The 23,564-nt window shown below is 36.3% G+C and carries 20 protein-coding genes and 1 tRNA gene; 13 read left to right on the top strand and 8 right to left on the bottom strand.

Going from position 1 to position 23,564, the window contains the following annotated elements; genetic code table 11:
- Positions 1-124: 124 nt before the first annotated feature.
- Both ACNQGD_RS03555 and ACNQGD_RS03550 read right to left on the bottom strand, forming a co-directional pair.
- Positions 125-925, bottom strand: a complete 801-nt coding sequence (locus ACNQGD_RS03555; protein WP_417998329.1) for a TIGR00266 family protein — start codon at positions 923-925, stop codon at positions 125-127.
- Between the two features lie 259 nt (positions 926-1,184).
- Complete coding sequence (locus ACNQGD_RS03550) at positions 1,185-2,477, bottom strand: aminopeptidase P family protein (protein WP_417998328.1); 1,293 nt, start codon at positions 2,475-2,477, stop codon at positions 1,185-1,187.
- 202 nt (positions 2,478-2,679) lie between these two features.
- On the opposite strand from ACNQGD_RS03550, the gene ACNQGD_RS03545 reads away from it, so the two are divergent.
- Positions 2,680-5,517: a WD40/YVTN/BNR-like repeat-containing protein gene (locus ACNQGD_RS03545; RefSeq protein ID WP_417998327.1), complete on the top strand. Its 2,838-nt coding sequence runs from the start codon at positions 2,680-2,682 to the stop codon at positions 5,515-5,517.
- A 73-nt stretch (positions 5,518-5,590) separates the two neighbouring features.
- On the opposite strand, the gene aceA is transcribed toward ACNQGD_RS03545, so the two are convergent.
- Both aceA and aceB read right to left on the bottom strand, forming a co-directional pair.
- Positions 5,591-6,871, bottom strand: coding sequence for an isocitrate lyase (gene aceA, locus ACNQGD_RS03540; RefSeq protein WP_417998326.1), 1,281 nt, complete (start codon positions 6,869-6,871; stop codon positions 5,591-5,593).
- Between the two features lie 46 nt (positions 6,872-6,917).
- A complete protein-coding gene (gene aceB, locus ACNQGD_RS03535) occupies positions 6,918-8,519 on the bottom strand; it encodes a malate synthase A (RefSeq protein WP_417998325.1) in 1,602 nt (533 codons plus the stop codon).
- Positions 8,520-8,637: 118 nt separating this feature from the next.
- On the opposite strand from aceB, the gene ACNQGD_RS03530 reads away from it, so the two are divergent.
- Positions 8,638-10,119: a helix-turn-helix domain-containing protein gene (locus ACNQGD_RS03530; RefSeq protein ID WP_417998324.1), complete on the top strand. Its 1,482-nt coding sequence runs from the start codon at positions 8,638-8,640 to the stop codon at positions 10,117-10,119.
- A 76-nt stretch (positions 10,120-10,195) separates the two neighbouring features.
- On the opposite strand, the gene ACNQGD_RS03525 is transcribed toward ACNQGD_RS03530, so the two are convergent.
- Complete coding sequence (locus ACNQGD_RS03525; RefSeq protein ID WP_417998323.1) at positions 10,196-11,557, bottom strand: hydroxymethylglutaryl-CoA synthase family protein; 1,362 nt, start codon at positions 11,555-11,557, stop codon at positions 10,196-10,198.
- Positions 11,558-11,926: 369 nt separating this feature from the next.
- Here ACNQGD_RS03525 and ACNQGD_RS03520 point away from each other — a divergent pair, with 369 nt between their 5' ends.
- The 3 genes from ACNQGD_RS03520 (at position 11,927) to ACNQGD_RS03510 (ending at position 15,432) form a co-directional block, all read left to right on the top strand.
- The gene (locus ACNQGD_RS03520) at positions 11,927-12,589 is read left to right on the top strand and encodes a succinate dehydrogenase cytochrome b subunit (RefSeq protein WP_417996444.1); all 663 of its coding nucleotides are present in this window, start codon (positions 11,927-11,929) and stop codon (positions 12,587-12,589) included.
- Positions 12,590-12,601: 12 nt separating this feature from the next.
- Positions 12,602-14,602 carry a fumarate reductase/succinate dehydrogenase flavoprotein subunit gene (locus ACNQGD_RS03515; RefSeq protein WP_417993633.1) on the top strand — a complete coding sequence of 667 codons (2,001 nt, stop codon included), beginning with the start codon at positions 12,602-12,604 and terminating at the stop codon, positions 14,600-14,602.
- Positions 14,603-14,685: 83 nt separating this feature from the next.
- Positions 14,686-15,432 carry a succinate dehydrogenase/fumarate reductase iron-sulfur subunit gene (locus ACNQGD_RS03510; protein ID WP_417993632.1) on the top strand — a complete coding sequence of 249 codons (747 nt, stop codon included), beginning with the start codon at positions 14,686-14,688 and terminating at the stop codon, positions 15,430-15,432.
- Positions 15,433-15,549: 117 nt separating this feature from the next.
- On the opposite strand, the gene ACNQGD_RS03505 is transcribed toward ACNQGD_RS03510, so the two are convergent.
- Complete coding sequence (locus tag ACNQGD_RS03505; RefSeq protein ID WP_417998322.1) at positions 15,550-16,113, bottom strand: hypothetical protein; 564 nt, start codon at positions 16,111-16,113, stop codon at positions 15,550-15,552.
- 71 nt (positions 16,114-16,184) lie between these two features.
- On the opposite strand from ACNQGD_RS03505, the gene ACNQGD_RS03500 reads away from it, so the two are divergent.
- Entirely contained in the window at positions 16,185-16,955 is a 771-nt protein-coding gene (locus tag ACNQGD_RS03500; protein WP_417998321.1) for an amidohydrolase, read from the top strand.
- A gap of 2 nt (positions 16,956-16,957) precedes the next feature.
- Here ACNQGD_RS03500 and ACNQGD_RS03495 read toward each other — a convergent pair whose 3' ends face one another.
- Entirely contained in the window at positions 16,958-18,622 is a 1,665-nt protein-coding gene (locus tag ACNQGD_RS03495; RefSeq protein WP_417998320.1) for an Ig-like domain-containing domain, read from the bottom strand.
- A 197-nt stretch (positions 18,623-18,819) separates the two neighbouring features.
- On the opposite strand from ACNQGD_RS03495, the gene mce reads away from it, so the two are divergent.
- The 3 genes from mce to ACNQGD_RS03480 all read left to right on the top strand — a co-directional run bounded on the left by mce (position 18,820) and on the right by ACNQGD_RS03480 (position 19,825).
- Positions 18,820-19,221 carry a methylmalonyl-CoA epimerase gene (mce, locus tag ACNQGD_RS03490; RefSeq protein ID WP_417998319.1) on the top strand — a complete coding sequence of 134 codons (402 nt, stop codon included), beginning with the start codon at positions 18,820-18,822 and terminating at the stop codon, positions 19,219-19,221.
- Between the two features lie 142 nt (positions 19,222-19,363).
- A tRNA-Ile gene (locus ACNQGD_RS03485) sits at positions 19,364-19,437 on the top strand.
- 157 nt (positions 19,438-19,594) lie between these two features.
- On the top strand, positions 19,595-19,825 hold the full coding sequence (locus ACNQGD_RS03480) for a hypothetical protein (protein ID WP_417998318.1): 231 nt from the start codon (positions 19,595-19,597) through the stop codon (positions 19,823-19,825).
- Between the two features lie 32 nt (positions 19,826-19,857).
- On the opposite strand, the gene ACNQGD_RS03475 is transcribed toward ACNQGD_RS03480, so the two are convergent.
- Positions 19,858-20,445: a riboflavin synthase gene (locus ACNQGD_RS03475; protein WP_417993626.1), complete on the bottom strand. Its 588-nt coding sequence runs from the start codon at positions 20,443-20,445 to the stop codon at positions 19,858-19,860.
- Between the two features lie 58 nt (positions 20,446-20,503).
- Here ACNQGD_RS03475 and pdxA point away from each other — a divergent pair, with 58 nt between their 5' ends.
- From pdxA to ACNQGD_RS03455, 4 genes are all read left to right on the top strand, one after another.
- Positions 20,504-21,553, top strand: coding sequence for a 4-hydroxythreonine-4-phosphate dehydrogenase PdxA (gene pdxA, locus ACNQGD_RS03470; protein ID WP_417993625.1), 1,050 nt, complete (start codon positions 20,504-20,506; stop codon positions 21,551-21,553).
- Positions 21,554-21,638: 85 nt separating this feature from the next.
- A complete protein-coding gene (locus ACNQGD_RS03465; protein WP_417998317.1) occupies positions 21,639-22,181 on the top strand; it encodes a YceD family protein in 543 nt (180 codons plus the stop codon).
- A gap of 9 nt (positions 22,182-22,190) precedes the next feature.
- The gene (gene rpmF, locus ACNQGD_RS03460) at positions 22,191-22,385 is read left to right on the top strand and encodes a 50S ribosomal protein L32 (protein ID WP_007137315.1); all 195 of its coding nucleotides are present in this window, start codon (positions 22,191-22,193) and stop codon (positions 22,383-22,385) included.
- Between the two features lie 172 nt (positions 22,386-22,557).
- On the top strand, positions 22,558-23,556 hold the full coding sequence (locus ACNQGD_RS03455) for a beta-ketoacyl-ACP synthase III (RefSeq protein WP_417996451.1): 999 nt from the start codon (positions 22,558-22,560) through the stop codon (positions 23,554-23,556).
- Positions 23,557-23,564: the final 8 nt, after the last annotated feature.

Raw genomic sequence — 23,564 nt, 5'->3', positions numbered from 1 at the left:
CTTAAATGGCTTATATGGTTAAATAAAACGGCTTCCATTTATGAAAGCCGTTGTTGCGTTTCCTGCAAGGTTTTTTTGAACCTTGTAGGTATTATTTAAAGTGGTGATTCAATATTGGTAAAATTTAAAATCGTCGGTCCCCATCAAGCAAACTTCCTAATCCGCCTAATATACTGCCTTCGTCGCGACTTTTTCCGCCAGCTTTGGGAGCAGATGCGATGATCCTGTCAGCGAGTCGGCTGAAAGGCAAGGATTGTACATAAACTGTTCCCGGGCCACTTAGCGTGGCATAAAATAAACCTTCGCCACCAAAAATTGAATTCTTGATCCCGCCAATAAACTCAATGTCATAATCGACATCTTTGGTAAAACCTACGATGCAACCCGTGTCGACTTTTAGGATTTCGCCTGCTGCTAATTCTTTTTTGGCTAATGTTCCGCCGGTATGCACAAACGCCATTCCGTCGCCTTCTATTTTTTGCATGATGAAACCTTCGCCGCCAAAAAGCCCACGACCGAGTTTTTTAGAGAATTCAATCCCCACAGAAACGCCTTTGGCAGCGCAGAGAAAGGCATCTTTCTGGCAAATGAATTTTCCGCCAAATTGCGTTAAGTCAATTGGGATAATTTTTCCTGGATATGGTGAGGCAAAGGAAACTTTGCTTTTGGTATTGTTTTGATTGATGAATGCGGTCATAAAAAGACTTTCGCCGGTCAGGACTCTTTTTCCGGCGCTTAAAAGCTTGCCGAACAATCCGTTTTCTTGTCCGGAACCGTCACCAAAAATAGTTTCCATTTGGATATTATTGTCCATCATCATAAAACTTCCGGCTTCGGCAATTACAATTTCCTGTGGGTCCAGTTCTATTTCCACATATTGCATTTCTTCGCCGTAAATGTGGTAGTCTATTTGGTGTGCTTGCATGATTTCTATGTTTTAAGTTTTTTAAATATGTCGGAAGCGTGATTATAAAGTTACAGCTTTAAGATGAATTTTGGAATTACAGATTTTCTCGTTGAAGCGCAAGGGATAATAGTGGAAAGCCCACAGTCTTGTCTTTTTGACGAGACGAGGACTTGCAGCGAATAGCCCGACGCAGCCGGAGTTTACGGAGGCTGGGTTGCGCCCAAAAAAAAATCGGTTCACATTGCTGTAAACCGATTTGGTTGTATATTTTATGGAATTAACTGTTCATTAATTCTTCGATTTCGTCTACCTCAATTGGGATGTTGCGCATCATGTTGAATGGTTCTCCGCTTTCTTGAACGATAATGTTGTCCTCCAGACGGATTCCAAAACCTTCGGCAGGAATGTAAATTCCAGGCTCTACAGTGAACACCATATTGGCTTGCATGGGTTCGGTCAGGATTCCGTAATCGTGCGTGTCCAATCCCATGTGGTGCGATGTTCCGTGCATGAAATATTTTTTATAAGCGGGCCATTCCGGGTTTTCGTTTTGTACGTCGGCTGTGTCAATAAGACCCAAACCTAGTAATTCGGAAGTCATTAATTTCCCCACTTCGATATGGTATTGTTTCCAAAGTGTTCCTGTAGTCAGCATTTTGGTCGCTTCGTTTTTTACATTTAAAACAGCATTGTAGACCTCTTTTTGTCTTTTAGTATATTTTCCTGAAACCGGAATGGTACGCGTCATGTCACTCGAATAATTGGCATATTCAGCGGCAACATCCAGTAAAATTAAATCACCGGCTTTGCATTGTTGGTTGTTTTCGATGTAGTGCAACACGTTGGCATTGTTTCCGGAAGCGATAATTGGCGTGTAGGCAAAACCTCTGGAACGGTTGCGAATGAATTCGTGAATTAACTCGGCTTCGATTTCATATTCGGTAACGTTTGGTTTCACGAAAGGCAATAATCTTCTAAAACCAAGTTCCGTAATAGTACAGGCTTTTTGTATTAAGTCCAATTCTTCGGTTTCTTTTACAGAACGAAGGCGTTGCAATATCGGGTTGCTTTTTGCAACAGCATGTGCCGGATATTTCTCTTTCCACCATTTTACAAAACGGGCTTCACGCGTTTCGGTTTCCACGGTGGCGCGGTAATGCTCGTTAGTATTGATGTAAATTGTTTCAGCGTGCGTCATCATTTCGAATAAAACTTTTTCGAAATCCTGCAACCAATGCACAGTTCTGATTCCTGTTACTTCAAAAGCACGCTCTTTAGTCAGTTTTTCACCTTCCCAAATGGCAATGTGTTCGCTGGTTTCTTTCAAGAATACCATTTCTCTTTGGTGCTCGTATGGCGCGTCCGGGAAAAGCAATAAAATACTTTCTTCCTGATCTACTCCGCTTAAGTAAAAGATATCGCGGTGCTGTGCAAATGGCAATGTACTATCGGCAGAAACGGGGTAAATATCATTAGAGTTGAAAATAGCAACGCTTTTTGGTTTCATCTGAGCCATGAATTTGGCTCTATTTTTTATAAATAAATCGCGGTCAATTTGATGGTATTTCATGTGTTGATTTTTTTATTTTATTGTAGCAAAATGCAATCTTAATGGGCGTTTTTATAGATAAATATAAATAACATTATACAATCCTTGTTTTTTATAATGATTATTCAAAAATACTAACTTTGAAAGAAACGGATGTTAATTACACTATAAAATTTTCAGATAACTATTTTTATGATTAATTTTCCAATTCAAATCAATTTACATGAAAAAAATAGTACTCTTTTCTGCCCTTATCGTACAAAGTGTCTCTTGGGGACAAGTTTCTCCCGAAGCGATTCAGAAATCATTGGAAACCAAGAAAACAATGGAAAACCAATCGCTGTTTCAAAGTGTTACTTTCGAAAATGTAGGGCCAACGGTGATGAGCGGAAGAGTGGTGGATGTGGATGTAAATCCGGAAAACCCAACCGAGTTTTATGTAGGATATGCTTCGGGCGGACTTTGGTACACGAATAATAATGGGATGAGTTTTACGCCGGTTATGGATGCTGTGCCAACGCAAAATGTAGGTGATATTGCGATAGACTGGAAACGAGGAACGATTTGGGTAGGAACTGGCGAGGTCAATTCGTCCCGATCCTCTTATGCGGGAATTGGAATTTTGAAATCCGAAGACAAAGGGAAGACTTGGCAAAATATGGGATTGCACGACAGTCATCACATCAGCAGAATACTTATAAATCCATCAAATCCTGATGAAGTTGTTGTAGGTGCCGTGGGACATTTGTACTCTAAAAATGAAGAACGAGGAATTTATAAAACGATAAATGGCGGAAAAACGTGGAGCAAAACCCTTTATATCGACGATGAAACCGGAATTATAGATGTGGCTGTTTCGCCAAAAAATTTCAAGATTCAATTTGCGGCTTCTTGGAGTAAAGACAGAAAGGCGTGGGATTTTACAGGAAGCGGTGCTACTTCGGGGATTTATAAAAGTGAAGATGCAGGATTGACATGGAAACTTTTTACGAATGCTGAAAGTGGATTTCCTGTTGGCGAAGGTGTTGGTCGTATTGGTTTAGCGGTGTATGATGATGATAACGTGTATGCCATTTTGGATAACCAATTCAAAAGACCGTTGCAATCCCAAAAAAGCAATTCGTTACCGGTTGCGTTTTCTATGCCAGGAGACGAATTCCTGAAATTGCCCAATAAAAGTCTGAATTCTATTTTAAAGAATTATGGTTTAACCGAAAAATATCGAGCCGAAAATATCAAACACTGGGTTCAAAACGGGTATTTGCAACCAAACGAAGCTGCCAAAGTAGTTTTGGATGCGATAAATAGTTTAGCCGAAACAGAAGTTATCGGTGCCGAAGTGTACAAATCAAGTAACGGAGGAAAAAATTGGACGAAGACCCATCAAGATTTTATCGATGATTTCTTTTATTCGTACGGGTATTATTTCAGTGTTATTGCTGTTGATCCAAATGATGTGAATAAAATTTATTTATCAGGTGTACCCATTATAAAATCAAATGACGGCGGAAAAACATTTACCTCCATAAGCGAAGAGAATGTTCACGCAGATCATCACGTAGTTTGGGTCAACCCAAATAAATCAGGACATTTAATCAATGGAAATGATGGGGGTTTGAACATTTCGTATGATGATGGAGCGCATTGGGTGAAAAGTAATTCGCATTCCGTAAGTCAGTTTTATGCAGTGAATGTAGATGAGCAAGAACCGTATAATATCTATGGCGGCATGCAGGATAATGGGGTTTGGGTTGGGCCAAGCACGTATAAATATTCCTCAGAATGGTACCAAACCGGAAAATATCCGTACGAAAATTTGATGGGAGGAGACGGAATGCAAACTCAAATCGACAAAAGGAATTCTAATATTGTTTTCACTGGATTTCAATTTGGAAATTATTACCGAATTGATCGTGCGAATAACAAACGTGATTATATTTCTCCAAAGCCAAAAAAGGATGAAAAACCATTTCGATTTAATTGGCAAACGCCTATTTTATTGTCTTCGCACAACCAAGATATTTTATACATGGGATCTAATTTCTTGCATCGTTCGATGAATCAAGGACAAACTTGGACTGCTATTTCACCTGATTTGACGCATGGAGTGAAGGAAGGAAATGTAGCCTTTGGAACAATTGCAGCTATCAGCGAAAGCCCATTGCAGTTTGGTTTGCTCTACACGGGAAGTGATGATGGATTGATTCATGTTTCGCAAGACGGAGGGGCGACTTGGAACAAAATTTCGGAGAATTTGCCTCATAACCGATGGATTTCCAGAGTCGTAGCTTCGGCACATAAGAAAGAGAGAGTTTATGCGACTTTGAACGGATATCGTAATGATGATTTCACCAGTTATGTGTACATGTCAGATGATTTTGGGCAAACCTGGAAAAACATCGCCAATAATTTACCTTCAAGTCCTGTGAATGTAATTGTGGAAGATAATGTAAACGAGAATATTTTATATGTGGGAACGGATAACGGCTTGTATATTTCATTAAACAAAGGAACATCTTGGGATGATTTTTCTAACGAAATTCCAAACGTGGCCGTTCACGATGTAGTGATTCAAAAGAAAGCAAAAGATTTAGTGGTGGGAACTCACGGTCGTTCGGTGTACAAAGTTAATTTGGATCAAGTGCAACAACTGAATGATAAAGTCATAGCGGAAAATCTTCATGTTTTTGAACTTAAAAAGATAAAAAAATCAAGAGAATGGGGCAACAGCTGGAGTTCTTGGGCTAAGGCTTCAGAGCCAAAAGCGGAGATTTGGTATTATTCGAATGAGGAATCGGAGGTGCTTTTACAAATTGAAAACAGCTTCAAAGAAGTCGTTTATTCTCAGAAAGTGAAAGGCGTAAAAGGATTGAACAAGCAGGTTTATGATCTTTCGATAACGAAAGCAACAGCGGATAATTGGAAAAAGAAAGATAAAAAATTAAAATTAGAACCAGCTAAAAATGGTAAATTTTACCTTCCGGTTTCAGTCAATACAATCAGTATTCAAAAAGGAAAACAGAAAGTCGTTACGGATCTTGAAATTATAGAATCAAAATAAAGACTCATTCTTACTTTTAAAATAAAAACACGATTCCATCTGAAATCGTGTTTTTTTATGGTGGCTATTTTGTTTAAAACTGCGCTACTTCTGTAGAATCTTTCATGGCAGTAGTAGAAGATTTTCCAATGGTTACGGTGTTTTGTACCGCATCAAAATAGGATGTCCCTACGAAGCCTTGGTGTTTTACGGCTTTGAAACCGTGCTTTTGCAAAGCAAATTCTCTTTCCTGTAATTCAGAATAGCCAGCCATTCCTCTTTCTTTGTAGGCTTTAGACAATTCGAACATGCTGGTGTTCAATGCGTGGAATCCGGCTAAAGTGATGAATTGGAATTTGTATCCCATTGCAGCGAGATCCTCTCGGAACGTTTCCATTTCAGCAACGGATAATTTGGCAGCCCAGTTGAAAGAAGGGGAACAATTATAAGCCAACATTTTTCCCGGGAACTTCGCATGAATTCCTTCGGCAAATTTTCTTGCGTAATCAAGATCCGGATTACTGGTTTCCATCCAAATTAAATCGGCATAAGGCGCATAACTCAATCCTCTGTCAATTCCTTGTTCTACACCACAATTTACATAGAAAAAACCTTCTCCAGTTTTTTCACCCGTGATGAATTTAGCATCTCGTGGGTCAATATCGCTAGTCAATAAGTTAGCTGCATCCGCATCTGTGCGGGCAACCACAATTGTTGGTGTTCCCATTACGTCAGCTGCCAAACGTGCTGCAATCAATTTATTGATGGCTTCTTGAGTAGGAACCAATACTTTTCCACCTAAGTGACCACATTTTTTGGCAGAACTCAATTGATCTTCAAAGTGAACTCCGGCAGCTCCCGCTTCAATCATCGCTTTCATTAATTCGAAAGCATTTAGATTCCCTCCAAAACCGGCTTCGGCATCAGCAACGATAGGCACTAAATATTGTTTTTTATCGGTTGTTCCGTTTACAACTTGTATTTGATCCGCTCTCAAAAGTGCATTGTTGATTCGTTTTACTACTAAAGGTACGCTGTTAGCAGGATATAAAGATTGGTCAGGATACATTTCGCCGGCTACATTTGCGTCAGCAGCTACCTGCCAACCGCTCAAATAAATCGCATCTAATCCTGCTTCTACTTCTTGAATGGCTTGGTTCCCGGTAAGTGCGCCAAGTCCGGCTACAAAATCCTGAGCATTTAGTTTATTCCATAAGTTATTTGCCCCAATTCTGGCTACACTATGTTCTATTTGATACGAACCTTGCAATTTCACCACTTCTTCAGCAGTGTAAGGTCGCTCAATGCCATTCCATCTTGGGTTCGTGATCCAGTCGGTCACTAATTCTTGAATTCTTGTTTCTGTAGTTTTCATTTTCTTTTTTTTTGGTTGTTTGTTAATAGGTATTGCAATTGAGTTTTTAAATGTATTTGTATCCGGGAATTGTCAAAAATTCGATAAAATTGTCGTTCACGACCAAAATGTCTAATAATTGTTCCGCCAATCTGTATTTTTGTTTGTCATGATTTTCATCTCCAACAAGCTTTCTGATTTTCTCAAATTCTTCCATCGCCAGTCGGTGATAGTATTTCTCATTCAACACTTTTTGATTGTCTAAAACCACTTCGTTTTGTAACCATTGCCACAATTGTGATCTCGAAATTTCAGCAGTGGCGGCATCTTCCATTAAATTATGTAACGCTGCGGCACCCTGTCCGTTGAGCCATGAAGCGATATATAAAACGGAGATACTGATGTTTTTCCGAACGCCTTCTTCAGTAATAGTACCTTTTGGAGTTTCGAGTAAATCGCTTTCAGTAACGTGTACGTCTTCTCTTTTTACATGAATCTGATTTTTAGTCGGCATGTTTTTATCGAATACTGTCATGGCAAGCGAAACTAAATCCGGATGCGCAACCCAAGTGCCATCATGACCATTTTTAACTTCCCGTTCTTTATCGGCTATTACTTTGTTGAAAGCTATTTTGTTGGCTTCTTCGTTGTTTTTTATCGGAATTTGTGCTGCCATTCCCCCAATTGCGTGTATGTTGCGTTTGTGGCATCGTTGAATCACCAATTGGGAATACGCACTCATAAATGGCGCAGTCATCGTCACTTGATCTCTGTTTGGAACAATATAAGCGGGATTTTTTCTTAGTTTTTTGATGTACGAGAAGATGTAATCCCATCGTCCACAATTAAGACCTACAATATGATCTTTTAATTCAAAAATGATTTCATCCAATTGAAAACTTGCAGTTATGGTTTCGATTAAAACCGTGGCTTTGAATGTCCCATTTTTTACGCCTAAATATTCCTGTGTGAATTCGAAAACTTCATTCCACCATCTCGCTTCCAGATAATGTTCCAGTTTTGGAATGTAAAAATAGGGAGCTGATCCGTTTTCCATAAGTTGCTTGTAATTGTGAAAAGCATACAACCCAAAGTCAATTAGCGATCCCGAAGTTTGTTCTCCGTCAATCAAAATATTTTTCTCTTGCAAATGCAATCCTCTTGGACGAACTATCAGTACGGCAGTTTGGTCATTCAGATTGTATTTTTTATTTTTTATAGTGTCTTCAAGTGTGATGGTTTTATTCACGGCGTCTTTCAGGTTTTGTTGACCCGTCATTAAGTTGCTCCAAGTAGGAGAAGTGCTGTCTTCAAAATCAGCCATGAACGTTTTTGCTCCAGAATTCAATGCATTAATTACCATTTTTCTATCGACAGGTCCGGTTATTTCGACTCTTCGGTCTAATAAATCCTCTGGAGTTTTTGCAGCTTCCCAATTACTTTCTCGGATGCTTTTTGTTTCAGAAGGAAATGTTGGTAACGCGCCTGCATCAAATAAATGCTGTTGATTTTTTCTTTCGTCTAATAGCAAAAGTCTTTTGTCATTGAAACGCTCGTGAAGTTCTGTAATAAAAATAATCGCCTCATCCGTCAAAATTACGGGATAATACTCTTTCGTTTCAGGTGAAAACTGTAACGATTTTTCGGTTGTTTCAATACTATTTTTCATGGTTAAAATGTTTTACACGACAATGTTACAAAAAGTTTTTTACAAAACAAGCGAACGTACGCTAAAAATGTAAAATATTTTTTTTGGCGAAAATATTTTTTTAGTATATCTTTGAGATATGAACATAGAAAAGGATTATATCAAGTTGATTTTTGGATTAAAACTCAAGCAGGCTCGCACCAATAAGAATCTGTCGCTATTTGGTTTGGCAAAAATCACAGACCTTTCAAAATCGTATTTGAACGAAATTGAAAAAGGAAAAAAGTATCCCAAAACGGATAAAATCATTCTGCTGTCTGAAAAACTGGATGTTTCTTATGACAATATGGTTTCGTTGAAACTAGATAATAATTTGGCACCTATTGGAGAAATCCTGAAATCGGGTATTTTGAAAGAGATTCCTCTGGAGATTTTTGGAATTCAGGAGAATGATCTTATCGATATTATTGCCAATGCTCCTGCAAAAGTAAATGCGTTTATCAGTACGATTATTGAGATTGCGCAGCATTATAATTTAACAAGAGAGAGTTTCTTTTTGGCTTCGTTGCGTTCGTACCAAGAAGCGCACTCAAACTATTTTGAAGATTTAGAGCAGAAAGTGTTGCAGTTTTCCAAAGCGTTTCATGTAAATATTGACACCCAACTTTCGATTGAAGAATTAACGGCAATATTAATTGAAGAATACGGGTATACGATAAAGGAACTTGTTTTTTCAGAGCAAGAACAATTGGGAGATTTAAGGTCGATTTTTGTGCCAAAAAGCAAGACGCTGTTACTTTCATTAGATATTGACGAACCTCAGAAAGCATTTATTCTAGCCAAAGAAATTGCGTATAATTACCTCGAGATTACCGAAAGGTTATATACGTTCAGCTGGATTAAGTTTGATAATTTTGATCAGGTTCTGAATAATTTTTATGCTTCTTATTTTGCCGGAGCGCTACTTATTCCAAGACAAAAATTGATAGACGAACTGAATTTATTTTTGTCAAAAACAAATCCAAAACCTCAGGAAATGATTGCTCTGATGAGCGGATTTAATGTTTCTCCGGAATCATTCTACCAGAGGCTGACTAATATTTTACCGAAAGACTTTCAGTTGAAAAATCTCTTTTTCCTACGATTGTCGCATCAGATAGGAACGGATACGTATCAGATAAAAAAGGAATTACACATTACCAATCAGCAGGAACCACATGCGAATGAAATGAATGAGCATTACTGCCGAAGATGGGTTTCTATACGTACTATTGAGGAGTCTTTGAAGCAAAATAAAAACCACTTTTTTGATGCGCAAATCTCCAGATATGATAACAGTAAGAATGAATATTTAGTTTTTTCATCCGCAACGCCGGATCCGTTTAAGGTAGATTGTATTCGTAGTATTTCGGTAGGAATATTGATTACACCTGGAATGAAGAAAAAATTCAAGTTTATCGAAAATGATTCGATCAAGAAACAGGTTGTTGGGGTTACTTGCGAAACCTGTGCCGTTAAAAATTGTTTGGAAAGAGCTTCGCCTCCAATTCATTTAGAGCAAAAAATGCGCAATGAAAACACAGATTTAATTGTGCAGCAATACATGACAAAATTCAGTTAGAGGTATACAGTATTTAAGTAAAAAAGCACCGAAAGTTCAAATGTGAATTCTTGGTGCTTTTTTGTTGAAGTATAAATTAATCAACCCATTTGTAATAGCGAGCGCCTATTAAATTTGGGATTTCATTTTCAATTCGGTCTAAAGCCCATTCGTTTTTAGGAGTTTGAATGCTGATTTTTTGTTCCTTTTTATGTAGTTTGTTGTAGGTATCAAAATCAATTTCAAAGCTTTTCTCAATTGTTTCAAAAAGATTTATACCAGTGATTGCTAATTTCCAGTCCGGTTGAATTGTTCCTTCAAAAACTTTCGATTTTGAACCGCTTCCATAAGCGAGAAAACCAAATGTGCTGCCGCTTATTTCTTTTTCAGTATCATAAAAATGAGCCAAAGTAGATAGTAATCCCATGAAAATAGAACCTGTGTATAAATTCCCAATTAATGAAGAGGCAATTTCGGCAGGCATTAATTTTTCGTTTATAAATTTTTTGTAGGCTTCTGATTTGCTTATTTCTTTCAATTTATTTTGGTATTCTGGTGCGTCTTCATCACCGGAAATAATTGTATTGGAGGCGTCCAAAGCATAAATTTCAGACAACATGCGGCGTCCCTGAAAAGCATAAGGTAAGTGCATGACGATACTTTTCCAGGAATCATAAACAGTTTCGGTAGTATTTTTTAATTTTTTGAATGAAAAATACGCATCTCTGGTTCTGTCCATGTAACATTGATTCGAATATTGCCCGTCAAAAACCGGTTGGTCTTTGTGGATTTCAACTTCACTTTCTAAATTTTCAAACCAAGGTTGGTTAGTTGAATTTCCTGTAATTGCTGTTTTCGAAATCGTTCGGTATGGTTTGAAAAAGTCAAAAACTCCTTTCGTGCTCGTTGCCCAATTATTCCCGAAAGCAATAATTCTTGGATTAGCAGTAATCAACATTGCCAAAGCTCCGGCGCCTTGGGTGTATTCTCCGGTAGAATTCAAATCGTATTTTGCAAAATCAGTTGTGACAACAATGGCTTTTTTAGTTGGATTCAGTTTTACAAAATCAATACAGTTTTGCAGGGCATCAACTCCGCCAATACAAGCAAAAGTAAAATCAACCACATCGCATTCTGATAAAGTATTTGCTCCAAATTTTTGTTCCATCAATGCCACCAAAAATGAGCTTGTTGGTTTTGAACTGTCAATGGCGCTTTCGGTTCCTACATAAATGCGGGTGATTTCTTTAAGGTTGATGCTGTTGTCTAAAATTAATTTTGTCAATGCATTGGCGCCAAAAACTACTGTGTCTTGATGTGTGTCCGGCAATGTCATTTTGATTAGACCCAGTCCTTTTTCTAATTTTTCGGGTTCTATATTTCTGGCTTTTGCCAAAGTGTTTATGGGTAAATGTATTTTTGCAACATCAAAAGAGATGGCGTCAATTCCTGTTTTCATTCTTCAATTTTTAACGTGTAAAGTTAAAAACGCATTGTCTGGATACAATTATTTTAAGGACATAAAATGAAGGCACTTGATGTTTTTATTGATTTAGAAATAAAGAATAATAAAAATTATTAAATTGGTAATTTTAAACTGTATTGGGTTTGGTTTTCGGTCAATTTCGTTGCGTATTATTTAAGATTTTTTTCTTTTTTGTTTAACCGTTTTTCTGGCTGTTTTTGGATTTCTGTTTGATATTTAAGGATTTCTTGATATTTTGCGGAAAACACTTTAAAATCATTATAAATAACAGCGAAAAGGTTGTAGTTACTGTCTAATTGCTCTATTTTTGTATAATTTTTTAAAACAAATTATATAAATCTTATGGCAAAATCTGCATTATTGAAATCGTCAATAGCAAAAAAAGTAGCTATGGCACTTTCAGGACTTTTTTTGATGTTGTTTCTAGCACAGCATTTTTTTATCAATATGACATCGGTTTTTAGTTCCGATACTTTTAATTCTATTTCTCATTTTATGGGAAATAATCCATTAGTACAATTCGTGATACAGCCTATATTAATTGTAGGGGTGATTTTTCACTTCATTATGGGTTTTGTTTTGGATTTCAAAAACAGAAGTGCCAGACCAATTGGGTATGCAAAAAACAATGGAGCGGTTAATTCTTCTTGGGCTTCAAGAAACATGATTGTTACTGGGTCAGTAGTTTTAGCGTTTTTGGCATTGCATTTTTATGATTTTTGGTTTCCAGAAATGATTTATAAATATGTTGATGCTAGTCCACTGGACGAAACTAGATATTTTGCTGAATTGACGCATAAATTTGAAAGTCCAGTTCGTACTGGCTTATATTGCTTGTCATTTGTACTCTTGGCATTGCACTTATGGCATGGATTTAGTTCTTCTTTTCAATCAGTTGGAGCAAGAAGAGTTTCTTTGGGAACTCAAAAATTCGGTTACGCTTTTGCAATTGTAGTTCCTTTTGGATTTATTTTTATTGCATTATTTCATCATTTCAATCATTAATATTCAATTATAATGGCATTAGACTCAAAAATACCAGAAGGTTCAATTTCGGACAAATGGACAAATTATAAAGATCATATTAATTTAGTAAACCCTGCTAACAAACGTAATTTAGATGTAATTATAGTTGGTACAGGTCTTGCTGGAGGTTCTGCTGCTGCAACTTTAGCAGAATTAGGATATAACGTAAAAGCTTTTTGCTTTCAAGATTCACCACGTCGTGCGCACTCAATTGCAGCACAAGGGGGAATTAATGCTGCAAAAAACTATCAAGGAGATGGAGATTCCACTTTCCGTTTATTTTATGATACCGTAAAAGGAGGCGATTATCGTGCTCGTGAAGCTAACGTGCACCGTTTGGCTGAAGTTTCTTCGAATATTATTGACCAATGTGTGGCACAAGGTGTTCCATTGGCTCGTGAATACGGAGGATTGTTAGACAACCGTTCTTTCGGAGGAACATTGGTTTCTAGAACTTTTTACGCTAAAGGACAAACAGGACAACAACTTTTATTAGGGGCTTACTCAGCAATGAATCGCCAGATAGGTCGTGGAAAAATAAAAATGCACAACCGTCACGAAATGCTGGATTTAGTAATCGTAAACGGAAAAGCAAGAGGAATTATCGCTCGTAACTTAGTTACTGGGGAAATAGAAAGACATTCAGCGCATGCTGTTGTTATTGCTTCTGGTGGTTACGGAAATGTGTTTTTCCTTTCTACAAATGCAATGGGAAGTAATGCTACTGCAGCATGGAAAATCCACAAAAAAGGAGCGTTCTTCGCAAATCCTTGTTACACACAAATTCACCCAACTTGTATTCCAGTTTCTGGAGATCACCAATCGAAATTGACATTAATGTCAGAATCATTGCGTAATGATGGTCGTATTTGGGTTCCTGCAAAGCAAGAAGATGCCAAAGCGATTCGTGAAGGGAAAAAGAAACCAACGGATTTATCGGAAGCTGATAGAGATTATTATTTAGAAAGAAGATACCCGGCTTTTGGAAATTTAGTACCTAGAGATATTGCTTCTCGTGCTGCTAAAGAAAGATGTGATGCCGGTTTTGGAGTAAATAAAACTGGAGAAGCTGTTTATTTAGATTTCGCTGCAGCAATCCAAAGATATGGAGTTGACCAAGCAAGAATCAAACATTTAGACGAGAAAGACGCTGCCTTAGTTATTAAATTAGGAACAGAAGTTGTTGCCAATAAATACGGTAACTTGTTTCAGATGTATGAAAAAATCGTTGATGAAAATCCATATTCAACTCCAATGATGATTTACCCTGCGGTACATTATACTATGGGTGGAACTTGGGTTGATTATAACTTACAAACTACCATTCCGGGATGTTTCTCTATTGGAGAATCTAATTTCTCTGATCACGGAGCAAACAGACTTGGAGCTTCTGCTTTGATGCAAGGTTTAGCTGATGGATATTTTGTATTGCCCTATACTATTGGAGATTATTTATCGCCAGACATTAAAATGGGTACCATATCTACAGATTTGCCAGAATTTGTTGCTGCTGAAAAAGCGGTGAAAGATCAAATCGAAAGATTCATGAACAATAAAGGAACACATTCTGTTGATTATTTCCATAAGAAATTAGGAAAAATTATGTGGGACAAAGTGGGTATGGCTCGTAACGCAAAAGGATTAAACGAAGCGATTGTAGAAATTGCTGCTTTACGCGAAGAGTTCTACAATGAAGTAAAAGTTCCTGGAGATGCCAATGGTTTAAACCAAGAATTGGAAAAAGCGACTCGTGTTGCCGATTTCCTTGAATTGGGAGAATTATTCGCTAAAGATGCTTTACATCGTAATGAATCTTGTGGAGGACATTTCCGTGAAGAATACCAAACTGAAGAAGGTGAAGCGCAACGTGACGATGAGAATTTCGCGTACGTAGCAGCATGGGAATACACTGGAAAACCAAGTGAAGCTGTTTTACACAAAGAGCCGTTGGTATTTGACAACGTGAAATTAGTTCAAAGAAGTTATAAATAGAATTTAGTCAAAAGTTAAAAGTCAAAAGTCTTAAAGTAAAGGGCTTTCGACCTTAGACTTTCAGACTTTAAAACTAAAAAAATATGAAACTTACATTAAAAATATGGCGTCAGAAAAATGCCGCTGCAGAAGGAAAAATAGTTGAATATCCGATAGATCATATTGAACCAGACATGTCGTTTCTTGAAATGCTTGACATTTTAAATGACGAACTAATCATGAAAGGGGATGAGCCAGTAGCATTTGATCACGATTGTCGCGAAGGAATTTGCGGAATGTGTTCTTTGTACATCAATGGTGAAGCTCATGGACCGGATAGAGGTGTTACCACTTGTCAATTGCACATGAGAATGTTCAAGGATGGTGACACTATTTTTATTGAGCCATTCAGAGCGAAAGCTTTTCCTGTAATTAAAGATTTAGTTGTTGATAGAAGCTCTTTTGACAGAATTCAACATGCCGGAGGATTTATATCTGTAAACACCTCAGGAAATACAATTGATGCAAATACAATTCCAGTGAACAAGAAAGATGCTGATGATGCATTTGATGCTGCTGCTTGTATTGGTTGCGGAGCTTGTGTTGCTACTTGTAAAAACTCATCGGCTATGTTATTTGTTGCTGCAAAAGTATCTCAATATGCTTTGTTACCACAAGGACGAATTGAAGCTACTGACAGGGTTTTAAACATGGTAAGCCAGATGGATGCCGAAGGTTTTGGTAACTGTACTAATACTGGAGCTTGCGAAGTAGAATGTCCAAAAGGAATTTCTCTTGATAATATTGCTCGAATGAACAGAGAATATCTCTCTGCAAGTTTGAAAGGATAATAACTTAGTCCTAAAGTCCAAATCGGGTCTAAAGATTAAATAATAATTTAAAACGCATTCAATGTCAAAGTTGAATGCGTTTTTTTTTATGGCTAAAAGTTAGATTTTAGAAGTAGATTAGTCTTTCCATCCCCAAGGTGCCGAAGGTGTTGGGACTGCTTTTGTAATGTCAAATTTCACGGTAAACAATCGGTCTGAACCGATGCGTCTTAGGTTATAGGTAAAAGAAGTTTCGTCTAAAGTAATCCACCAGACATTTGCGGAAGCATTTGGAATCAAATCACAGGTTTCTTGATCTGCCGGAAAAAACTGAAGTGTCGATGTACCAGAATTAGAGGTTGTTCCGCCGTATTGTGTCACCTTATCTTCAGAACCGTCTTCGTGGCGGTGATCGTGTTTTAATTGAATGCGGTCATTTTTATAGGTTAATACCCAAGTTCTCGATTTGTCATCTCCTACAAAAAACGGAATCCGAATGGTGTTTTCGTTACAATTACGAACATGCATTACCAGTTTTTTATCTCGAAAAGTATCATTGGCAGCGCCTACTTTTACGTCACCTTCAAATGATTTGCCACATTGTTTTTGCAAGTTTTCCCAAAATTGTTTTGCTCCTGATTTTTCTTGTCCAAAAATCATAATAGAGTAGAACAGTGTGCACACAAGAAGTATTTTTTTCATAAAATGGTTTTTTGCGAATATAATAAACTTATGGTATTGTGATATTTCTTATTTTTATAAAAAATAAAACAATGCAAGTCATCCTTATCCAAGCTCCTTTAATTTGGGAAAATCCAAAGTTAAATCGCGATTATTTTGAGACCAAAATAAATGAAATTACTTCGGCAGTTGATTTAATTGTATTGCCGGAAATGTTTACGAGCGGTTTTACAATGAGTCCTGAAAATGTTGCTGAAACAATGCAGGGCGAAACGATAACTTGGCTTAAAGCATTGGCGAAAGCCAGAAACTGCGCCATTACGGGAAGCTTAGTTATAAAGGAAAATGGAAACTTCTACAATCGATTAGTGTTTGTGTTTCCCTCGGGAGCAATTCAATTCTATGATAAAAGGCATTTGTTTACTTTGGCTGGCGAAGACAAAGTCTATACAAGTGGTGACCAAAAAATAGTTGTGGACTACTTAGGATGGAGAATTTGTCCGTTGATTTGTTATGATTTACGATTTCCTGCTTTTTCACGAAATTCAGAAGATTATGACCTATTGATTTATGTGGCAAGTTGGCCAAAAATCAGAACCAATGCTTGGGACGCTTTATTGAAAGCCCGAGCGATAGAAAACATGAGTTATTCGATTGGTGTCAATAGAATAGGGACGGATGCGAATGATTATGAATATATTGGTCACTCGCAAGCGGTCGATTTTCTTGGGAATTATGTCTTGGAACCAAAAGAATCTGAAGGATCTTTTTTAGTAGTACTAGATAAAGAAAAAATGCTAGAAACCCGACAAAAATTAGGTTTTTTGAACGACAGAGATTCTTTTGAAATAAAAAATATTTAACCCTAGTTTTTCTTATCGGTTTTCTTGTCTGTTTTCTTTTTAGGCTCGGGAGTGTAAGGAATACTCAAGTCGAAAATTTGATTTACATCCCAGTTAGCGCGGACATCGATTTCCTTGGAGAAATAAATCACTTCTTCGGGCTGGCGTTTTTCTAGATAGTTACCGGAATCCCATTCCTTGTTTTTATTGGTGTCATAAATAGCGCGTAATGTATAAAGCGCAGGTTCGATTAAATTAAATTCTAATGCGGTGTTTTTTTCACTGTATTCGGTCGCCAAAACATCACCTTTTAAATTTGTCAGTTCTATAATAACAGGAAATTCCTTTATGTTTTCTAATGCCACAGTAAGATTTCCATAATCTGAGGTGTTTCTGGTGTTTAATTTATAGGTTAAGGTATCATTCGATTTTTCGAAAAAATCAGTTAACGCTCCGGGCAAAATTTCAAAAGTGTAATTTTCTGAGGGATCTTTTTTAAAATCAAAATACAATTTCTGATTGAATTCGTCGTATTCAGTGGTAAAGGACACTGCGGTTTTTGCATTATTGATCAAATTTATTTTAGAATTCTCAATGCGAATTAATGGAGTTGAGCTTTCTAAAGTAAAACGCTCTCGGAAATTTAAGTTACCGGTTTGTATGGCAGAGATACTCAAAGTGTCCTTTTTTTGATCTTTTATTTTAAAGTTGAAATTGATTTCGTATTTGTCTTTGGCTACAGCCAAAGTAAGCGAATCTGCTTTGAGGGGTTTATACCACACTTGAAGGGAATCCTTTTTTGGAAATTTAGTAATGATATGGGACAGGATTTCAGTGTTGTTTTTCAAGGTTAATTTCGGTTGGGCAGCAACTGAATTTACAACGCCTTCATATCCTAAGAATAATCTGTTTCCGGATGCTTGGTTTGGTTTGAAAGCTTTGAAAGGAAGTGATTCCTTGAACAATTCCAACTCGTAAAGAGTGTCGTTTGGAATGGTAATATACTCTTTGTTGAATCCAATTTTATCCGTTTTTGGATTGTATTTGTTGTTGCTGTTGTAGTCTTTCATGGCTACAAGAAGGTATTTCCCAGCTTTTAAATTCTCAAAACGAAAAGTCTTCAAGCTGTCTAAAGTATTAGTCACGTATCTTGGGTTCTCATTATAGACTACCGAATCTTTAAAAGTGTCATTTATGTCATAAAGCATAACCGAAACGAATGATTCTATCTCTTTGTCATAAGCGCTTTTTACAGTTCCGCCAAGGCTTAAAGAGTCGATATAATCGCCAGTTGAAAACACATATTTGAATTGATTTAGCGGATTTCCTTCGTTATTGTCAGCGATACTTTGGCCAAAATTAAAGCTGTAAGTGGTATTAGGCTGTAACGTGTCTTTGATTTTTATTGTAATCGTTTTGCTTGGGGTAGTAGGCAGAATTGATGGTTCGTATTTCATTGGTGGTGAAATAATCAATTGCTTGTTAAGGTTTTTGAGTTTAATATTCTCGTCAAAAACTAGTTTGATCTCGTTTCCTTTGAAGTTTTTGTTGAAATTTTCCGGGAAACTTACTTTTAAAACAGGGGCAATGGTATCTTTCAAACCGCCAGTGATGGAGCCTCTTTTTGCACATCCAACAATAATTAAAAGCAATAGAAAGAAGGTGTATTTTAAATTGTTTTTCAACATATCAAATCATAATTAGAGTTTACAAAATAACAATTATAATTCATGCAATCGAAATTTTTTATAGAATTATTATGAGTGATTTAATTCAGCTTACTTTTTAGAATTATTCCTTATTTTTTGTTTTTAATGTTTAATTTTACATCAAACAAATTGTATTGCTTGAATTTAAAACCAAAGTTGAATTGATATTATAGACAATGAGAAAAATAGAACACATAGGAATTGCGGTTAAAGATTTAGAAGTGTCGAATTTAGTTTTCGAAAAACTCTTTGGTGCTCCAGCTTATAAATTTGAAGATGTAGAAACCGAAGGAGTGACAACTTCTTTTTTTATGAATGGACCCAATAAAATTGAACTCCTTGCTGCTACCAATCCAGAAAGTCCTATTGCTAAGTTCATAGAAAAAAAGGGAGAAGGGATTCATCATATCGCTTTTGATGTTGAAAATATTGTTTCGGAAATAGCGCGTTTAAAAAAAGAAGGGTTTGTTGTCTTGAATGAAATTCCAAAAAAAGGAGCTGATAATAAAATAGTTGCGTTTTTACATCCTAAAAGTACGAATGGTGTTTTGATAGAATTGTGTCAGGAAATAAAATAATTTAAGTACAGATACATGGGTAGTATTCTAATATTCAGTTGGTTTCTGTTTAAAATAAATTAATAATTGAACTATATTAAAATCTAAGTCAAAAATATTTGGAGCAAATGAAAAATAGTAGTAATATTGCACACTCTTAACCGGTCCTATAGCTCAGCTGGTTAGAGCACCTGACTCATAATCAGGTGGTCCCTGGTTCGAGCCCAGGTGGGACCACAAAAACCCCCTCATATCTGTTGATATTGAGGGGGTTTATTTTTTACTAAAACTCAAATTGGACTAAAAAACGTATCTTTGTATTTAGAAATAAGTACTTACTATTTATTGTTTAATGGATTTTCTTATTTTTGTAAATTTACTATTTTTGAAACCGATGAAGATTGAGTCAAATAAAGTTTATTTTTTAATCATTTTCCTTTTTGGGATCATGGATGTTCTTGCTGGACCCGGTGGTTCTGGACCTCCTGCGCCTACGGCCAGAAAACCACCACCGCCTCCTGGATTATCTATCGATGAAAATAGTATTGTAGTAATGGTAATTGCCTTGTTGTTTGGAATTTATATCATTTATGATAATATGTTAAAAACAGAAACCCCAATTTAAATTGGGGTTTCTGTTTTTAGAATGCTTGCGAGTTATTTGTTAGCGTATAATCGGGAAACGTATTTGCCAATTACATCAAATTCAAGGTTTATTTTTGTGCCAACTTCAAAAGTTTTGAAATTAGTGTGTTCATGTGTATAGGGGATTATGGCTACGCTAAATTCATTTTTTTTAGAATTCACCACAGTCAAACTTACGCCATTTACGGTAATTGAACCTTTTTCTATAGTAATGTTATTTAATTTTTCATCGTATTCAAATGTGTAAAGCCAGCTTCCGTCAGTTTGTTTTGCGGTGATGCAGGTGCCTGTTTGGTCTACGTGCCCTTGTACGATGTGTCCGTCAAGTCTGTCGCCAAGTTTCATTGCTCTTTCTAAATTGATGCTGTCTCCAACTTTCCAATCCGCTAAATTTGTTTTTTTTATCGTTTCGTCTATTGCGGTCACGGTATAAAAAGTGTCCTTAATTGCAACCACGGTAAGGCAAATTCCGTTATGGGCAACGCTTTGGTCAATTTGTAGTTCGCTGGTAATCGATGAATTCATCGTTATGTGGACATTGCTGTTCTCTTTTTTTATTTCTTGGATGAGACCAAGTGTTTCTATGATTCCTGTAAACATTTCTTGTTTTATTTTACTAAATTTGCACTTCAAAATTAGCAATAAATAACGTTAGGTCATGATGAAAAAAGCAGAAAATATAATCGTTGGGATTTCTATAGGAGATTTAAACGGTATTGGAAGCGAAGTTGTTTTAAAAACATTCGAGGATTCTCGTATGTTAGAGTTGTGTACTCCTGTTATCTTTGCTAATGTTAAGTTGTTGTCTTTTGTAAAGAAAAGTTTTCAATCAGCTTCTTTATTGCACGGAATTGACAAACTGGATCAGATTATACCTGGAAAGATTAATGTTCTCAATCTTTGGAGAGAAAGTGTAGATTTAAATCTAGGAGTCAGTGATCCTAAGGCCGGTGAGTATGCTATAAAATCATTTGTTGCGGCTACCAAAGCTTTGAAAGATGGTCTTGTGGATGTATTGGTTACTGCGCCTATAAATAAGTATAATATTCAATCAGAGGATTTTAAATTTCCAGGACATACGGATTATTTAGATCAAGAATTGGAAGGAAATGCACTTATGTTGATGGTTCAGGATAATTTGAGAGTAGGGCTTTTGACGGACCATATTCCGTTAAGTGAAGTGGCATCTCATCTTACGGAGGAATTGATTGTAAGAAAAATCGAAACGGTTAAGCAATCATTGATACGGGATTTTAGTATTAATAAACCTAAGATAGCTGTTTTAGGATTGAATCCGCATTGTGGTGATGGAGGAGTTATCGGTACTGAAGATGATTTGATTATAAAGCCAACATTGAAAAAAATATTTGAAAAAGGAACTTTGGTGTTTGGTCCTTTTGCAGCGGATGGTTTTTTTGGAAGCAATCAATATGAGAAGTATGATGCTATTATTGCGGCATATCACGATCAGGGATTGATTCCTTTTAAAACCTTGTCTTTTGGAAATGGAGTGAATTATACTGCGGGTTTAAATAAGATAAGAACCTCTCCGGATCATGGTACTGCTTATGATATAGCGGGAAAAGGAGTGGCTGATTTTAACTCCTTTAAAGAAGCGGTGTATCTTGCAATTGATATTTATCATTCGAGAAATCAATATGCTGAAATCAGTGTGAAGCCATTGAAAACAAAAGAAAAACAGTTGTGAACAAAAAAAAGTGAATAACATTATTAGATTTGCAATAATTTTATATCTTTGCACTCCCGAAGTTTAGGGTCAAATTGTTGTTGAAATGAATAAGACAAAAGAATTTTTAATACCTTTTATAGGATTAAAGCTAGGAAAACATCATTTTGAGTATCAAATAAATAATTCGTTCTTTGAAATCTTTGATTATAATGAATATCAAGATTCAAATATCAAAGTAAATGTAGTTTTAGAGAAAAAAGGTACGCTGTTAGAGTTAAGTTTTAAGCATAAAGGAGTCGTAAATGTACCTTGTGATTTAACAAGCGAAGATTTTGACTTGCCAGTTAAAGGCAAAATGAATTTAATTATTCGTTTTGGCGAGGAGTATAATAATGACAATGAAGAATTGTTGATTCTACCTCATGGAGAGTTTGAAGTAGATATTGCACAATATATCTATGAAATGATTGTGTTGTCAGTGCCTCTAAGACGAGTTCATCCAGGAGTTAAAGATGGAAGTTTAAAGACGGAAGCTTTGACTAAGCTTAATGAACTGATCGTAAAAGAAGAAAAAAAAGAGAATAAACAAGAAGAAAATATTGACCCGCGTTGGGACAAATTAAAGCAACTATTAACGGATAAATAATATAGTAAAATGGCGCATCCTAAGAGAAAAATCTCCAAAACAAGAAGAGATAAAAGAAGAACACATTACAAAGCTACTGTAGCACAGATTGCTACTTGTCCTATTACAGGAGAAGCACATTTATACCATAGAGCTTACTGGCATGAAGGTAAAATGTATTACAGAGGGCAAGTTGTTATAGATAAATCTGTAGCTGTTGCTTAATACATTTTTGTAAATGATATTCGAACTCTCACATCGTGAGAGTTTTTTTGTTGTTTATAATTTTCATTAAATAAGAAGTTCCAAATCAATGAAAATGGAATTTTTTTTGTAATTTTCAGGTCATTTAAAAATTTTTCAAATGGTAATATTTGACAAAAAATAATCGCATACAATGAATAAAATTACAGCCGCAATAACCGCTGTTGGAGCCTATGTTCCAGACTTTGTGTTAACAAACAAAGCCCTAGAGGCTATGGTTGAGACCAATGACGAATGGATAACCTCTCGTACAGGAATAAAAGAAAGAAGAATTCTCAAAGAAGAGGGTAAAGGGACTTCTTTTTTAGCGATAAAAGCTGCACAAGATTTATTAGCTAAAGCCAATATTGATCCTCTAGAAATAGACTTATTGATAATGGCAACTGCAACACCAGATATGCCAGTTGCTTCAACCGGTGTATATGTCGCAACCGAAATAGGAGCTTTAAATGCTTTTGCATATGATTTGCAAGCAGCATGTTCCAGTTTCTTATTTGGGATGTCAACGGCAGCAGCTTATATAGAATCCGGAAGATACAAGAAAGTCCTCTTAATTGGTGCTGATAAAATGTCTTCTATCGTAGATTATACGGATAGATCAACCTGTATCATTTTTGGAGATGGTGCTGGAGCAGTATTGTTTGAGCCTAATTATGAAGGATTAGGATTGCAAGACGAATACTTGCGCAGTGATGGTATCGGAAGAGATTTTCTTAAAATTGATGCGGGTGGTTCCCTACTTCCGGCCTCTCATGAAACGGTAAAAGATAATAAACACAATATTATTCAAGACGGAAAAACAGTATTTAAATATGCCGTAACCAACATGGCTGATTCCAGTGAATTAATTCTCAAAAGGAATAATTTGACCAATGAAGATGTAGATTGGTTAGTTCCCCATCAAGCCAACAAACGTATTATCGATGCAACAGCAAATAGAATGAATTTAGAAGATTCTAAAGTGCTGATGAATATTGAGAAATATGGAAATACAACTTCTGCGACTTTACCATTAGTTCTTAATGATTTTGAACATTTATTCAAAAAAGGAGATACAATAATTTTGGCTGCTTTTGGAGGTGGATTCACTTGGGGATCTATTTATCTAAAATGGGCATACGATAAAAAATAAATTTAAAC

The organism is Flavobacterium glucosi, from assembly GCF_048286535.1.
In the GTDB taxonomy this organism is placed as follows: domain Bacteria; phylum Bacteroidota; class Bacteroidia; order Flavobacteriales; family Flavobacteriaceae; genus Flavobacterium.
The sequence above is the reverse complement of the archived record's forward strand: the minus strand, read 5'-3'. Positions and strand labels throughout refer to the sequence as shown.

What these genes read in the sequence shown, in the direction of transcription:
- ACNQGD_RS03555 (WP_417998329.1), bottom strand. Translation starts at nt 925, where the DNA reads ATGCAAGCACACCAAATAGACTACCACATTTACGGCGAAGAAATGCAA.
- ACNQGD_RS03550 (WP_417998328.1), bottom strand. Translation starts at nt 2,477, where the DNA reads ATGAAATACCATCAAATTGACCGCGATTTATTTATAAAAAATAGAGCC.
- ACNQGD_RS03545 (WP_417998327.1), top strand. Translation starts at nt 2,680, where the DNA reads ATGAAAAAAATAGTACTCTTTTCTGCCCTTATCGTACAAAGTGTCTCT.
- aceA (WP_417998326.1), bottom strand. Translation starts at nt 6,871, where the DNA reads ATGAAAACTACAGAAACAAGAATTCAAGAATTAGTGACCGACTGGATC.
- aceB (WP_417998325.1), bottom strand. Translation starts at nt 8,519, where the DNA reads ATGAAAAATAGTATTGAAACAACCGAAAAATCGTTACAGTTTTCACCT.
- ACNQGD_RS03530 (WP_417998324.1), top strand. Translation starts at nt 8,638, where the DNA reads ATGAACATAGAAAAGGATTATATCAAGTTGATTTTTGGATTAAAACTC.
- ACNQGD_RS03525 (WP_417998323.1), bottom strand. Translation starts at nt 11,557, where the DNA reads ATGAAAACAGGAATTGACGCCATCTCTTTTGATGTTGCAAAAATACAT.
- ACNQGD_RS03520 (WP_417996444.1), top strand. Translation starts at nt 11,927, where the DNA reads ATGGCAAAATCTGCATTATTGAAATCGTCAATAGCAAAAAAAGTAGCT.
- ACNQGD_RS03515 (WP_417993633.1), top strand. Translation starts at nt 12,602, where the DNA reads ATGGCATTAGACTCAAAAATACCAGAAGGTTCAATTTCGGACAAATGG.
- ACNQGD_RS03510 (WP_417993632.1), top strand. Translation starts at nt 14,686, where the DNA reads ATGAAACTTACATTAAAAATATGGCGTCAGAAAAATGCCGCTGCAGAA.
- ACNQGD_RS03505 (WP_417998322.1), bottom strand. Translation starts at nt 16,113, where the DNA reads ATGAAAAAAATACTTCTTGTGTGCACACTGTTCTACTCTATTATGATT.
- ACNQGD_RS03500 (WP_417998321.1), top strand. Translation starts at nt 16,185, where the DNA reads ATGCAAGTCATCCTTATCCAAGCTCCTTTAATTTGGGAAAATCCAAAG.
- ACNQGD_RS03495 (WP_417998320.1), bottom strand. Translation starts at nt 18,622, where the DNA reads ATGTTGAAAAACAATTTAAAATACACCTTCTTTCTATTGCTTTTAATT.
- mce (WP_417998319.1), top strand. Translation starts at nt 18,820, where the DNA reads ATGAGAAAAATAGAACACATAGGAATTGCGGTTAAAGATTTAGAAGTG.
- ACNQGD_RS03480 (WP_417998318.1), top strand. Translation starts at nt 19,595, where the DNA reads ATGAAGATTGAGTCAAATAAAGTTTATTTTTTAATCATTTTCCTTTTT.
- ACNQGD_RS03475 (WP_417993626.1), bottom strand. Translation starts at nt 20,445, where the DNA reads ATGTTTACAGGAATCATAGAAACACTTGGTCTCATCCAAGAAATAAAA.
- pdxA (WP_417993625.1), top strand. Translation starts at nt 20,504, where the DNA reads ATGATGAAAAAAGCAGAAAATATAATCGTTGGGATTTCTATAGGAGAT.
- ACNQGD_RS03465 (WP_417998317.1), top strand. Translation starts at nt 21,639, where the DNA reads ATGAATAAGACAAAAGAATTTTTAATACCTTTTATAGGATTAAAGCTA.
- rpmF (WP_007137315.1), top strand. Translation starts at nt 22,191, where the DNA reads ATGGCGCATCCTAAGAGAAAAATCTCCAAAACAAGAAGAGATAAAAGA.
- ACNQGD_RS03455 (WP_417996451.1), top strand. Translation starts at nt 22,558, where the DNA reads ATGAATAAAATTACAGCCGCAATAACCGCTGTTGGAGCCTATGTTCCA.